The organism is Streptomyces sp. NPDC079020 (assembly GCF_044542225.1).
Lineage (GTDB): Bacteria > Actinomycetota > Actinomycetes > Streptomycetales > Streptomycetaceae > Streptomyces.
Window position 1 is genome coordinate 387,990 of the sequence record NZ_JBITUB010000002.1, and the last position, 13,108, is coordinate 401,097.

At 69.8% G+C, this 13,108-nt stretch carries 10 protein-coding genes; 2 read left to right on the top strand and 8 right to left on the bottom strand.

Features of this window, described 5'->3' with window-relative positions:
- Window positions 1–524 precede the first annotated feature (524 nt).
- From ACIGJO_RS05645 to ACIGJO_RS05675, 7 genes are all read right to left on the bottom strand, one after another.
- On the bottom strand, window positions 525–2,105 hold the full coding sequence (locus tag ACIGJO_RS05645; protein WP_399952539.1) for a DUF6056 family protein: 1,581 nt from the start codon (window positions 2,103–2,105) through the stop codon (window positions 525–527).
- 80 nt (window positions 2,106–2,185) lie between these two features.
- Window positions 2,186–3,625: a glycosyltransferase gene (locus tag ACIGJO_RS05650; RefSeq protein WP_399952542.1), complete on the bottom strand. Its 1,440-nt coding sequence runs from the start codon at window positions 3,623–3,625 to the stop codon at window positions 2,186–2,188.
- A 275-nt stretch (window positions 3,626–3,900) separates the two neighbouring features.
- Window positions 3,901–4,872: a tyrosinase family protein gene (locus ACIGJO_RS05655; RefSeq protein ID WP_399952545.1), complete on the bottom strand. Its 972-nt coding sequence runs from the start codon at window positions 4,870–4,872 to the stop codon at window positions 3,901–3,903.
- Between the two features lies 1 nt (window position 4,873).
- Complete coding sequence (locus ACIGJO_RS05660; RefSeq protein WP_399952548.1) at window positions 4,874–5,275, bottom strand: hypothetical protein; 402 nt, start codon at window positions 5,273–5,275, stop codon at window positions 4,874–4,876.
- 212 nt (window positions 5,276–5,487) lie between these two features.
- Window positions 5,488–8,595 (bottom strand): lantibiotic dehydratase, encoded by a 3,108-nt coding sequence (locus ACIGJO_RS05665; protein ID WP_399952551.1) that lies wholly within the window; start codon window positions 8,593–8,595, stop codon window positions 5,488–5,490.
- Window positions 8,592–9,932, bottom strand: a complete 1,341-nt coding sequence (locus ACIGJO_RS05670) for a lanthionine synthetase C family protein (protein WP_399952554.1) — start codon at window positions 9,930–9,932, stop codon at window positions 8,592–8,594. The genes ACIGJO_RS05665 and ACIGJO_RS05670 overlap by 4 nt, the downstream gene beginning before the upstream one ends.
- The gene (locus ACIGJO_RS05675) at window positions 9,925–10,620 is read right to left on the bottom strand and encodes a hypothetical protein (protein WP_399952557.1); all 696 of its coding nucleotides are present in this window, start codon (window positions 10,618–10,620) and stop codon (window positions 9,925–9,927) included. The genes ACIGJO_RS05670 and ACIGJO_RS05675 overlap by 8 nt, the downstream gene beginning before the upstream one ends.
- A 589-nt stretch (window positions 10,621–11,209) precedes the next feature.
- On the opposite strand from ACIGJO_RS05675, the gene ACIGJO_RS05680 reads away from it, so the two are divergent.
- Window positions 11,210–12,289 (top strand): ferritin-like protein, encoded by a 1,080-nt coding sequence (locus ACIGJO_RS05680; protein ID WP_399952560.1) that lies wholly within the window; start codon window positions 11,210–11,212, stop codon window positions 12,287–12,289.
- Window positions 12,290–12,332: 43 nt separating this feature from the next.
- Entirely contained in the window at window positions 12,333–12,806 is a 474-nt protein-coding gene (locus tag ACIGJO_RS05685) for a DUF4440 domain-containing protein (RefSeq protein ID WP_399952563.1), read from the top strand.
- A 60-nt stretch (window positions 12,807–12,866) separates the two neighbouring features.
- Here ACIGJO_RS05685 and ACIGJO_RS05690 read toward each other — a convergent pair whose 3' ends face one another.
- Complete coding sequence (locus ACIGJO_RS05690; protein ID WP_399952566.1) at window positions 12,867–13,094, bottom strand: hypothetical protein; 228 nt, start codon at window positions 13,092–13,094, stop codon at window positions 12,867–12,869.
- Window positions 13,095–13,108 lie beyond the last annotated feature (14 nt).

Below are 13,108 nucleotides of genomic sequence, written 5' to 3' on the forward strand. Positions count from 1 at the left end.
CAGAACTGTGAGCGTTGAGCCCTTCCCTGCGAGCCAGGCTGGTCTCACCTGAACAGCGACGAGCCGGGGACACCACCATGACCGTGAGGGATCTGCCGCCAGTCGGCGAACTGTCGGAGCGGCAGCAGCGTGGTACGGCGTGCGTGTGGTGCGCCGCTCCGCTCTGTACCAGCCTGGGTGTCGGCCTCGGCGAGCAACGGGTCCGGCCCCGCACCCGAGCCGCGTACTCCTGGTTCCCCCGCGAGTGCCTGGACGCCCGCGCATGCGCGGGACGGAGGGCGGCCCGGTGATGACACCGGCACAGCGGCAATCCGTCTGCCCGCCGCCGGACTCCGCGTACCTCTCCTACCTCGGGCACACCCTGGCGTGCTCCACCTGCCGGTCGGGCACCCGCTGCGCCACCGCCATACGGCTCGGCCGCGCGTGGCGGGCGGCCTGCCGGTGACCACACCACCGCCACCGCCGGGGACAGCCGCTCACCGGCGGGCTTCCGTGGCACCGGCATCGGGCCCCGCGGGCGTGGGTCAGGGGAGCTCGGTCGAGTAGGTGACGCGGTCGAGGTGGTAGTAGTCGGCCACGCAACCGGCCGGCCAGATGTTTCGCCCCTGCCGGCCGAACGGCTCCAGCATCCCGCTGACCGTGACCGCCTTGTACGGGAGGACCTCGGCGCCCGCCGCCGCCCGCTCCCGCAGCCATCGGTCCTGGTGGTCCCACCGCTCGGCCCGTGCCCGCATATTGGTGTCGAGGCGCATGAGCGAAACGGCCGGGCCGACGCACACCAGGACGCAGAGCACGGCGCAGAGGGCCTTGGCCGGGCCCGTGTGCCGGACGAGCCGCCGGACGGTCTGTCCGAGGAGCAGGCCCGCGCCGACGAGCAGCGCGACGTACAGCAACAGGTAGTCGTTCCAGAGCCGGTTGGCCGTCGCGACGCGCTCACCGAACGCGGGGTAGGTGATGACGGTACAGAGGTACCCGGACACGAGCAGCGCGAGCGTGCCGGTGACGGCGAGCAGGGGCCGGTGCGCGGGAGGGCGGGGCGGGCCGCCGTCGGCTCGCCGGGCGACCAGGCCCAGCAGGAGTCCCGCCGCGACCGCCCCGGCGTACTGCCACGTCGTGGCCACCGTGACGATGATCTCGCCGAACCCGCGCAGCGACGCGATGAGCGAGTCGGGGGCGAGCAGGTCCGCGTTCCGCGCGCCGTACCGCTCGCGCCGGGTCCGGGAGCCCGGTGAGGCGAGCAGGATCAGGGCCCCGATGCCCGTCCCGGCGATGCCCGCCGCGCACCACGCCCACCCGTAGGTCCGGGCGTGTGCCGGGAAGAGCCGGTGGCCGGTCAGCAGACCGGCGAACAGGACGACCACGACGACGACCGTGGTCTCCTCCGACAGGGTGCCGATGACCAGGCCCATGAGTGCGACGGTGGCCAGGGCCACGGTCCTGCCCGTGCGTGAGCGGGCCAGCAGGAGCGGAATCGTCGCGGCGCAGGCGAGCACGGGGGGCAGGGTGTGCGACACCGAGGCGGCGGGCCAGTAGAACGTCTTGTAGGTGTTGGTCGTCACGAACAGGAAGAGCACGGTGACCATGGACGCGATCAGGAGCGCGGTGCCGCGGGGCACGGTCGGTCCCGCTCTGCGCAGCGCCGCGGCGGCCACCGCCCACAGGATGCCCAGCATCAGTACGCCGCTGGCCAGGGCGAACCACTGGTGTCCGGCGACACCGAACTTCGCGTAGGCCCCGACCAGCAGCCCGTTGGCGATCCGCCCGTTGTCGTCGAGGTAGAACTTGCCGACGATGCCGGCGACACCCTCGTCCCGTACGAGCGGCAGGAAGCACCAGTCGTCGGCGCTGGGGCGGACCCAGCGCCCGGACCAGGACGCCGCGGCGAGCAGACCGAGCGGTACGAGCGCGAGGGCCGGTACCCAGCGGTCCGCCCGAGGCCCGGTTCGCGACGACCGGGCAGCCCGCTCGTCGGACGGTGCGCCCGTCGTGGCCCGCCGCGCCTTCCCGTCGGGCCGCCCCTCGCCGTCCGGCTGCCCCTTGCCGTCCGGCCGCCCCTTTTCGTCCGGTTGTTCCGGAACAGCGGTTCCCGGGACGCTGCCGACCATGTGCGGGTGCCTTTCGTCTCCGGGTAAGGACGGGTGCCGTGTCTCCGCTGTGGATCGACGGCGTGGCCCGACGGTGTCGTTCAGTGGCTGTCCGACTTGATCACCGACGGCTCGGCGCGGGTGTCGTCGGGCCGGTCGGGCGGCGCGGGAGCGCCCCGGCCCGAGGTGATCGCCCACCGGGCCAGCAGGAAGGAGAACGGGGTGACGAGTACGCCCGCGGCCAGGGCGGCGAGGTTCTTGTCCAGGCCCAGACCGCTGACCGCCAGATGCAGCAGTGCGCCCGATGCCACGAGGTTGATGACGCTCGACAGGGGATACCGTGCGAACCCGCGCCAGGTGGGCTTCGTCCCTACCGTGATGTAGGAGTTGAGCAGGAAGGAGCCGACGAAGCTGACCGTGAAACCCACCGCGTGGGCGGCCAGATACGGAATCCATTGGTTCAGCACGTAGTAGACGGCCAGATACACCGCCGTATTCACACAGCCGATCAGCACGAAGGACGCGAACTGCCGTATCGTGCGCGACCGGTCGGCCGCGATCCCGCTCAACTCGCCCGTGGCGACCGGTTCCGGCCCTCCCGGCGGCGACGGACATGTCTCGTCGGTCTCCCGTACGACATAGGGCGGGCGGTGTTTCGCCTCGTGGTAAATGCGCCCTACGTACTCCCCGATGACTCCGAGGGTGACCAGCTGAATTCCGCTGAGCGCCACGACCGCCGTGAGCAGAGTGGCGTAGCCGGGGGTCTCCGCACCGTTCAGCAGCACATTCAGCACGGTCCACGAGGCATAGACGAGCGCCGAGACGAAGACCCAGAATCCGGTGTAGATGGCCAGGCGCAGTGGACGGTTGTTGAAGGAGAGCAGTCCGTCGATTCCGTAGTTCAGCAGTCTCCTGCTTCCCCATTTCGACTGCCCGGCCGCGCGCTCCCGGTTCCGGTACCGGAAGCTGACCGTATCGAAGCCGATCCAGGAGAAGATCCCCTTCGAGAACCGATTGCTCTCCGGGAGCGACAGCACGCTGTTCACCGCACGTCGTGACAGCAGCCGGAAGTCTCCGGAGCCGTCGATGACCTCCACGTCCATACAGTGGCGGACCAGTGCGTAGTAGGTGTGGCTGAGCGCGTTGCGCAGCACCCCCTCGCCGGTCCGGTCACGCCGGGGAATCACCTGGTCGTATCCGTGCCGGTGCAGTTCCAGCATGCGGGGAATGAGTTCGGGCGGATGCTGGAGGTCGGCGTCCATCAGTACCACCGCGGAACCCCGGGACATACGGAGCCCGGCGAGCATGGCCGCCTCCTTGCCGAAATTCCGGCTGAAGGCGGTGTACCGGACGCGCTTGTCGAGTGCCGCGAGGCCGCCCAGCAGCAGCCGCGTCCCGTCGGTGCTGCCGTCGTCCACATAGCAGATTTCCAGGTTGCCGCCCAAGGGATCGAGCGCGGCGAGCAACGCGGTGTGAAACGTCTCGATCGCTTCGGCCTCGTTGAAGCACGGCACCACGACCGTCAGCTGAAGGGCAGCCATGTCACACTCCCCGAAATCGGCTGACCGCCTGTCTCTGGATCACCGGTTACGGCCCCGGGCCTGCACGGTGAATCCGGGTCCCGTTTCCTTCCGGCCCTGCCCACTGTGCGGCCTCCCGTCATTCCGCACAGCTATACGGACTCCGAACGTGCGAAAGCCATCCTCTTTTCATGCGAACAGCGCACCCGGAGCGTTTCCCGGGCCGGGGGCCGCACCGGGAGGCAGTACGGGGCTGTGCCGCACGGGCCCCGCACCGGGCGGCGAATCGTCCGCGCTCAGGGCACGACGTCGTACGTGTACACGCTCGTCGGGTCCAGGACAGCCCTGGGGGTCGCCCCCGCGCCGAGCGGGGAGATGATCGGATCGTCGATGCGATGCCCCTCCAGGGTGGGCGGCGCGGTCATGTCGGGCAGGTAGTCGCGCCCGTTGCGGCCCATCCATCCCTCCCAGATCCTGTCCACGTTGCAGTGGTGCAGGAAGAACACCGGGTCATTGGGTGAGGAGGCCAGACCCATGTCACGGCCGATCCACACGTGCACCTCGTTGTGCAGGCCGTACGGCTCGAATCCTTCCAGGCAGTTGCGGAAACCCACCGAGGTCGCATCCCACGGGTCGAAGTCGTAGGTGGCCAGATTCGGGTCGCCCACCGGTGGCGTCGTATTGAAGGCCATCGCCACGTCCTCGGCCGTGGGCAGCGCAGCCGTACTGTCGCCGAGTGCCCGTCTCAAGCCCCGGTCGGTCTGGATGAGTGCCAGGTTCTGGCTGGTGGAGATCCGTACGCGGAAGCTGTCCGGGTCGGCCGGCCGGTAGGCGAACGGACCGTCGGTGACCGGCATTCCGGTTCCGCCCAGGCAGTCGGGCTGCCAGAGCGCGGCGTTCTCGGGCCGGTCCAGGGCGCCGTCCGCCGACCAGTCCCAGTAGGGCAGGGCGAAGCCGGGATCGCCCAGGATCCGCTGGATGTTGGCCTCCAGCAGCCCGAGCATCACCCGGTGCCAGGGGAGGAAGATCGGACCCATGTGCGCGGCGTTGCGCACATTGGCGTCGCCCGCCGGAGGGACGGCCGTGCGCATGGCCCGGACGTGCCAGATCACGAACAGGTCGTAGGTGCGTACCGGGACCGGGTTGCCGTCGATGCCGAGATCGGCGGTGGTGAACGTCGAGTGTTCCCGCTTGAGCAGGTTGACGCCGTCGAGGTAGGCGTCCCGCACGGCCGTGTCGGTGAGGATGTTCCTCCGTACGACCGCCATCTCAACCACCTCCGTGGTCGTGGTGGTGCCCCCCGTCGCCGGGGGGCGGCCGGTCTTCCGGGAAATCGGGCGGTGCCGGGGAGTCGGGCGGTGCCGGGTACTCGTCGGGGTAGTTGTCGATCAGCGTCCGGACCGTGTCGACGGCGGAGAGGAAATGGTAGGCGGGCAGCGCGTGGCAGTGCACGCGGCCGTTGTTGTCCACCCCGACGTGCGCCGGTACGGGCATCCCGTCGACGGTGATCTCGTAGGTGGTCGTGACGACGATCCGATGGCCCTGGTACAGGTCCGTACGGACGTTCCTCGCGGGGCCGTGGTGGTGGACCGTCGGCGGCTGCGGCAGACCGCTCAGGTAGCCGCCGAGCTTCGTCGGCGTTGCGGCGGCGTTCAGTTCCAGCGGATCCATGGGGACCTCCCGGTCGTGGCGGTTCGTTCGGTCGTGGCAGTTGTGTCGGTCATGGCGGTTGTGTCGGTCATGGCGGTTGTGTCGGTCATGGCGGTTGCGTCGGTCGTGGCAGTTGCATCGGCGTGGCAGCTCTGTCAGTCGTGGCAGTTCGTCGAGGAGACACGCGGCCCAGCTGTCCGACCGGGCCGTCCCCTGATCGGGCTGTCGGCGGATCAGGCCGCCGGCCACCGGGCGATGCTGTGTCTCGTCCGCGCCAGAAGCCCGTACACCACACGTTCCAGGGGGCGGTCCGTTCCGAGCAGCCGATTGCAGTGCAGGTGCGCCAGGGACTCCAGTACGCCGCTGCTCGGCGCGGACCAGGCGGCGGGCTGTGAGGCCGGCGTGACCAGCGAGGTGATCGCCCGTCGACGGCACCGAAGGCTGTTGCGCACCTCCTCGGGAGGGGAGCCGCCGTCGAGGAGCGTGCGGAGCGTGGTGCCGGACTCCCTGAAGGCCGCGGCCGACTCGGTCCGCTCGCCCGCCATCGTGGTGGCGAGAGCCTCACGGTCCGCTGCCGCCAGCCCCAGCGCGGCCAGGAGGTCGTCGACCGTGGCCACCGCGAGCAGGGTGCGGTCGAGCGGCACCCGCCCTCGTACGACGTCATGGACCAGGGAGAGCACCGCCGTGCTGTCGGCGGTGAACACCCCTTCGGCGAGGTCGATACCCCGCACTCCCCCGAACCGTTCGATCTCCCGGTCATAGGTGTCGAACACGAGTCGTTCCACATCTCCTGCGGCAAGGTGCGCGCGCAGTGCGCGGGTGACATCGGTGGCCAGGTCGGACCAGTCTTCCCCCTCCCCCAGTTTGAATCGGAGCCGGAGGTGGTGGAGTGGATCCGCGTACCGCAGGAAGTGCCACTGGATACTCCTTCCGGTCCCCGAAATCTGCTGCACCAGGTCGTGGATCGGCCCGGCGAGGAGATCGTCCTGGCTGACGGTCGGCGCGTAGATCTTCGCGAACACCCACTCCGAACCGGGTTCGGCCAGCCGTGTGCGCCGGTCGACGGGTGCGTACCGGACCGTCTCCCGGTCCGTGTTCCCCCGCGCGCGCGGGCTCTTCCCCCGGTCGGGGGCGGCGTCGAGGGCGACGGGTACGACGATCTCGGCGGCGTGGTTCCCGGCCGGGCCGGGGAGCCAGGCCTGTCCGGGGTCGGGGTGGCGCTCGTGGAGGAAGACATGGCTGCTTCTCCGGAGGCTGCGGCGGAGCTCCTCCATGTCGTCCGCGGAGTCCAGGTCGACGGTGACACGGTGGTCGCCCTCGGCGAGGTAGACCAGGTCCGGCACCTGCCACAGCTGTCGGAACGCCTCGAAGGCGTTCCGGAAGTCCCCGGGCTCCGCCGGCCGCATCAGCTGTCGGTCCAGGCGCCACCGGGCGGGTGCGAGAACGACGCGTCCGCGTTCCAGACGGGGAAGGAAAGGGAGTTGGGATGCGGCTCCCCAGTCGAAGGGCTGAAGCCTATGGGTCTCGTCGATCTGCCGCAGGAAGCGGACCACGCGGGGCGCGGCCGAGGGATTGAGCATGTGCGGCGAGTGGAACCGTACGCGCTGACCGGTGACGGCCCACCGCACGACGAGGGCGTCGTCCTCCAGCGAGACGGTGAGGTCGGCGAGTCGGAGAGCGGGCGGATCGCCCGGCCGCGTTCCGACGCCGACCGGGAGTACGTGGTCGTGCGCGGGCGGGCACACCGCCACATTGGCCGAGCGGGGCCGCAGGGGCTGGTACACGATGTCGGCGTCGATGACATCGCGGGACGGCCCGTGGCCCGCGGATCGCGAGGACCGGATCAGGCCCGCCGCCTCGTCCCCGAGGAGGAAGGCGAAGCGCCCCAGTGTGCAGCCGGCCTCCCCGGCCCCCACGATCGGCGAGACGACGATCCCGAAGGCGCCGGCGTCGATGTCCGCCGGTGAGGACGCGGCCACCGCCACCACCAGCTCCAGCGTCCCGGGCAGGCGCGGAGGGTCCGGCCGCCGCTCGATCCGCTCCAGGGTCCGGTCGTCGAGCGACACGGTCCGGTTGCCGGTCCGGAGGGCTTCCGCGGCGAGCGCGAGCAGCGTCTCGTCCCGCTCGGCCCGGGCGGCGGATCCGTCCGCCGGCACGGTAGCGGTGAGGTCCTCCGGAAGCCCCTGCCCCACATGGGGATTGACCACTTCCAGCAGGGGGACCCTGCGACGGGTTCCGTAGCGTCGGTGAAAGGCCGTTCGGTAGGCGACGGCTTCGGGCGGCCGGTCCGGCCGCGGCGAGGTGCGCAGCAGGAGTTCCACCGCCTTCGCGGCCTCCCGGCCGACAGCCCGGTTGAGTGTGGTGCCGGACAGATCCGCTGTCGCGTCCGTCCGGAAGGGAGGAAGGGGAGGAGAGGCGTCCGGCGCGAGTTCCCGGGCGCTTACGGCCAGCGCCCGGCGCGCGGGAAGGCTCTCGGCCGGGGCCATCGCGTCGCAGCGGTTCAGCTGCTCGACCAGGTCCCGCAGCCGTTCGGCCCTGCCGGATGCGTCGCTCAGTCCGGCCAACTCGTGCAGCACGTACCGTGCCGGATCCGGCACGGTCAGCGGGGGGCGCAGACTGCTCAGCAGCACACCCGCCTCGTGCAGCCGGCCGATGAGCCGCTCGCACACCGCGTCGGCCGTTCCGGGTACGGCGGAGCGGACCGTCTCGACCAGCCGCCGGTAGGACACGGGGCCGCGTGCCGTTCCGAGGATCCGGGTGACCGGGCCGGTCGCCCGCAGAGAGACGCAGTGGGGGCTGCCGTTCCCCGAGGCGCCCAGTGGATCGACCAGATGGAGCCGCCCGGCCGAGACGAACACCGCCGGGTGGAGGGTGAAGGTCAGCTGACGAAGAATGCGGGGGTCCGCCTCCAGCTGTTCGATCAGGGCCGTGAGCCAGCCCATGTCCAGACGTGTCTCCACCCGGTCCGGTATCCGCCGCACGGCGAGATCGGTCGCGCGGCCCCAGTCGCCGAGCGAGACACCCGCGAACAGGCCGTACGGCGTCGGGCGGCAGGACATGCGGTCGATGTAGCGGCGTGCCTTTCTGACGCTGCGGGCGGACGGTGCGCTGTCGGGCCCTTCGCGATGCAGGGAGTCCCACATCGCGTCGCTGCCGATCCACAGGGCGAGGCTGGTCATGGGCGTACTCAGCAGATCGATCGCCGACGTTTCCCGCAGCCGCGCGCCGGAGTCGGCCGGGAGGAGCGGGAGCCTGACCGTGAATCCGTCCAGTGGACGGTAACTCCAGCTGTCCCGGCCGTTGTTGCTCCGACTGTTGTTGCCCCGGCCTTTGCCGCTCATCGGACGAGGAACAGCCGGTCCCAGTCCGGCGGGTCGTCGACAGCCGCGGACAGCAGGACGGCGGCCACTCCTGCCGCTCCGTCGAGGAGCCCCGGGCTGTCCGTGAGAGCGCCCCGTACCTGGACTGCCCGGTATCCGAAGCGGGCGGAGGGGTCGAACGATCCGGCCAGACGCCGGTGCAGCCGGTCTGCCTCGGCCGCGAATCCGCCGATTCCCGTCTCGACGGCGGTGCGGTGGAACAGGTGGGCGAGTCCTGCCTCGCCATGGCAGAAGGTGGGGGCGACGAGGCGTCGTTGCCGGTCGGGCCGTCGGCGTATCGCCTCGACGGCGTTCAGGGCGGTACGGACCATCGCCGGATCGCCCAGGGCGCGCCCTGTCAGAAGCAGCGAACGGGCCACTCCCGGCGCACCGTAGCACCAGGCCGCATGGGTGGGCGGCTCATCGCCGGGCGTTCGCGGCGGTACGGACCCGGCTGTTCGCGGTGGTGGGGAACCGGTCGCTCCCTGCGGTACGGACCCGGCTGCTCGCGGCGGTACGGAACCGGAGTCGTCCATGGGCCAGTTGGTCCCCCAGCGGTCGGCCACCCGCCGGTCCAGGATCCAGGCCGTGCCCGTCCGCAGCGCCGTTTCGGTGCCGGGCACCGTGATCCCCCTGAGCCGGGCCAGCGCCAGTGCGGACACCGGGCCCGGCAGACCGTGCGCGAGCCCGCAGTCGGCCGCGTCGCTTCCGGGCCGCAGGGGCAGCCGCCCATCGATGATGTGCGCCGCCAGCCAGGTCAGCAGCGGCCCTCGCAGCGACGACAGCGCGTCGGTTTCCGGACGGCACACGAGATAGGCGGCGATGCCCGCGGCGCCCGTGATGACGTCCAGGGCGCGGCGTGACCGCCGCCCGTCACCGGGCTCCGGCCCTTCGATCCAGGCCGCGACATACTCCGCGAGACGCGTGTCGAGCGTCCGTCGGAGCCGTCGGTAGCGCTGATCGCCCCTGGCCAGGCACAGGGCCACGAATCCGAGGCCGGCCGTCCCCGAGGAGAGCCCCGGCGGCAGATACGGAACCTGTTGGGCCGCCTCGACCGCCACCGACAGGTGCTCGTGCGCCGACCTGTCCCATCCCTCGCCCTCCCGGCACCGGTCCAGGCAGCCGAAGAGCAGTGCCAGACCGGCGAACCCGGAGGCTGTGCCGTGGTCGTTCCAGCTCCTGCTCACCAGGCTGTCGCCGCGCACGGCCCGCACCACGTCGTCGACCGGGGCGAGGCGCCGGGCGATCCGCAGTGCCACGTCGAGCGGATCGGCCGGCGCCCCTGCGGTGACCGGAGCGGCCGTCGAAGCGTCAGGCATGCAGCGTCATCGCCATGGCCATGTGCGCCGGCAGAGCGGCACTGCTCTGGAGATTATCGACGCCCATCACGGTCGGCGGCTGGTCCTTCGCACCCAGCCAGCCCGATGCGCCGTCACCGTAGCGGTCGAACAGCTCAGCAGCGCGTTCGAGCCGCGCCCGGAAGAAGGGATTCTCGCCCCGTCTGGCCTCGGCCTCCAGGACCAGATGTCCGACGAAGTCCGGATGCAGTGATTCCAGATACGACAGCGTCCCGGACAGCGTCCCCCGCGAGTCCTCGAACAACCGCTGGGCGGTGGCGAGGAACGTGCTCTTGTCCCTCTCCACGTCGCGCCCCAGGTGCTGCAGGGCCCTGGCATAGAGAACGGAGACATAGGTGCGGGTGAAGTCGCTGTCCGGTTGCCGGACGTCCTCGAACGCCGCCAGATAGACATCGCTGACGTTGCCCAGCGGCAGACCGGCAATCTTGCGCAGGGCCTCCTGGAGCCCCGCGTCCTTCTCCATCCGATGCGTCACCGAGGTCTTCAGATTCTCAAAAGTGTCGTGTGCCTTGTCCTCCATCTCGGCCGACGACGGCGGCAGGCTGAGTGGCGCCAGATAGGCGTGCACCGGCTGGTACAGCGGGGACGTGGTCAGCGAGTAGCGGGTGATGAGCCGTCCGCGCTCGCTCTCGTTGTTCGTGGTGTTCATCATTCACCCCGGTTGGTTCACTCCGGTTGATTCACCCCGGTCTTGGGATCGCGACAGTCCGGGAAACGTCAATGGCATCCGCACGTTCCACCGCAGGTTTCGAAACAGGAGAAATTGCAGGTGCTTCCCGGCTCCGAGGGAGGCGGATCATCACAGTCCCCGAGCGGCTGCGTTTGCGACGGTTCGATCCGCATATCGAGATCGAACTCATCAATGATCAGTGACATGTCGTCACCTCTTCTCCTACCCACCCCCGCGTGAGGGCAGTTATTGATGTGTCAATCTTTGAAGCGGGGACGGGCCATACGGTCCGCATGACCGGCCCGGCGAAGATCTCACGCCCTCAGTCTCCCACCAACCCTTCGGCATGTCTCGGCAACGAGGGCTCCTCCCGGCGGTGTCCGGGGCGCCGGAATCCGGGCAGGGCCACGACCCCCGGGAAAACCGGACCCGGCGATTCGACGTTCAGTCAATTCTCGTCACGCATCACCTGTGCGGGTGCAATCCGGGAGCCCGCGCCCGCGCGCCGTTGATTCACCGAGCACGCTTCGTCCACGATGGACAAAAAACCACCACCAAGGGGTCCGCCATGACCACGACCGCTCTCAACTACGAAAGCACCAGAATCGCCGAGCTCATGGAGGTGCCAGCCGAGGCGCACGACGAGCAGTGGCTCAAGGACTCGTTGCAGCAGGCCATCATGCTTGAACTCGCAACACTTCCGCCTTATTTGTGCGGCCTCTGGTCGATCAAGGATCCGGGCGAGAGCGCCGACGCCTTCGCGATGGTTCAGGAAATCGTCTTCGACGAGATGTCCCACATGGGACTGGCCTGCAACATGCTCACCACCATCGGAGGAACCCCGCTTCTCGCCGACGAGAAACTGGTGCCGAAATATCCCGGCTCGCTTCCCGGCGGCGTGCGTCCCGAATTGTCCGTTTCCCTCTCGGGGCTTTCCAAGCAATCGCTGGACATGTACTCGCAGATCGAGAAGCCGGACGACCCCATCGTCGAGGCCAGGGAGATCCATACGTCGATCGGGGCTTTCTACACGGCGATTCTGGAAGCGTTTCGGAAACATCAGAATCTGATCGCGGGAACGCGACAGGTCACCAGGAACATGTCGTCCCACGGAAAAGGGAACGACGTCGTCCCACTCACCTCGTTCGACGATGTCGAGAAGGCTGTCACGACCATCAAGGAGCAGGGCGAAGGAACTGCCGCCTCGCCGGACAATCCCTTCCCCGGTGCGCCCGGCGAATTGGCCCACTTCTACTCCTTCCGGGAGATCTTCCACGGTCGCAAGCTGATCCCGGTGCCGGGTGACCCGACGAAATTCGATTTCCAGGGCGATGTGATCCCCATGCCGCAGACCTTCCCCATGGGAACGGTCCCGAAGGGCGGCTGGGCCCAGGGGCCGGTGGCGGTGCCCGACGAGGTGCGGCAGCTCCTCGACACGTTCATCCAGCACTACAGCTCGATGCTGCGATTCATCGAGCAGGCCTGGCAGGCGGCGACACCGGCCGCGGCCTCGCAACTGCTGAACAAGGCTGTCGGACAGATGTTCCAGCTCCAGGCACCGGCGCAGCAGCTGATGCAGATTCCGCTGCCCGACAACAGCGGATCGACCTACGGTCCGGAGTTCCGGTACGTCGCAGCGGAGGCGTGAGCGAGGCTGTCGGCCGTACCCGGCCCAGTGCTACCGTCCCGCCATGCCCAAGGACCCCAGCACATCCAAGGACTCCAGCACGTCCAAGGCCACCAGCACGTCCGGGGCCCCTGCCACCCCCAAGGCCGAACTCGACGCCGTCACGGCCGAGTTCTTCGGTGCTTTCGACAACCGGGGCGGCAGGGCCGCCGACGTGGGGCGGATCCGCCGGCTGGTTCTTCCCGGCGGCGTGATCGTCAAGACCGGTCCGGAGTTCACGGCCTACACCGTGGAGGAGTTCATCGCGCCTCGCGAGAGGCTGCTGACGGACGGCCGGCTGGCCGAGTTCTCCGAGTGGGAGACCTCCGAACGGACCGACGTCACCGGCGACATCGCGTCGCGGTTCGGCGAGTACCGCAAGTCCGGGGTCCTGGACGGTGAGCCGTTCGAGGGCGGCGGGACCAAGACGATCCAGTTCGTCCGCACCCCGGAGGGCTGGCGGATCTCGGCGTTCGCCTGGTACGACGGGCCCCGGTAGCGCCTGGTGCGACCCGGCTCCGGCCGGGCCCGGCCGCCCCTCCCGGGGCCGGTGGACGCGTCAGTGACGCTGGGTCAGGTGGATCAGCGGCGCGCCCGCCGGGAGCAGGTACTTCGCGGCGAGGACCGGGTGGGCGTCCGCGGTCACGACCTGGGTGATCAGGATCGCCGGGGTCTCCGGCGGCCGGCCCATCGCCCTGCCGCGCTCCTTGCCGAGGATCGTGGCGCCCATGGTGCTCCTGGCTCCGAGCGTACGGTCCTCGACGGTCGCGAGCAGGAGCGCGAGCATGCTGGTGGGCGGCG

What these genes read in the sequence shown, in the direction of transcription:
- ACIGJO_RS05685 (WP_399952563.1), top strand. Translation starts at nt 12,333, where the DNA reads ATGCCCAAGGACCCCAGCACATCCAAGGACTCCAGCACGTCCAAGGCC.
- ACIGJO_RS05675 (WP_399952557.1), bottom strand. Translation starts at nt 10,620, where the DNA reads ATGAACACCACGAACAACGAGAGCGAGCGCGGACGGCTCATCACCCGC.
- ACIGJO_RS05680 (WP_399952560.1), top strand. Translation starts at nt 11,210, where the DNA reads ATGACCACGACCGCTCTCAACTACGAAAGCACCAGAATCGCCGAGCTC.
- ACIGJO_RS05665 (WP_399952551.1), bottom strand. Translation starts at nt 8,595, where the DNA reads ATGAGCGGCAAAGGCCGGGGCAACAACAGTCGGAGCAACAACGGCCGG.
- ACIGJO_RS05645 (WP_399952539.1), bottom strand. Translation starts at nt 2,105, where the DNA reads ATGGTCGGCAGCGTCCCGGGAACCGCTGTTCCGGAACAACCGGACGAA.
- ACIGJO_RS05670 (WP_399952554.1), bottom strand. Translation starts at nt 9,932, where the DNA reads ATGCCTGACGCTTCGACGGCCGCTCCGGTCACCGCAGGGGCGCCGGCC.
- ACIGJO_RS05650 (WP_399952542.1), bottom strand. Translation starts at nt 3,625, where the DNA reads ATGGCTGCCCTTCAGCTGACGGTCGTGGTGCCGTGCTTCAACGAGGCC.
- ACIGJO_RS05690 (WP_399952566.1), bottom strand. Translation starts at nt 13,094, where the DNA reads ATGCTCGCGCTCCTGCTCGCGACCGTCGAGGACCGTACGCTCGGAGCC.
- ACIGJO_RS05660 (WP_399952548.1), bottom strand. Translation starts at nt 5,275, where the DNA reads ATGGATCCGCTGGAACTGAACGCCGCCGCAACGCCGACGAAGCTCGGC.
- ACIGJO_RS05655 (WP_399952545.1), bottom strand. Translation starts at nt 4,872, where the DNA reads ATGGCGGTCGTACGGAGGAACATCCTCACCGACACGGCCGTGCGGGAC.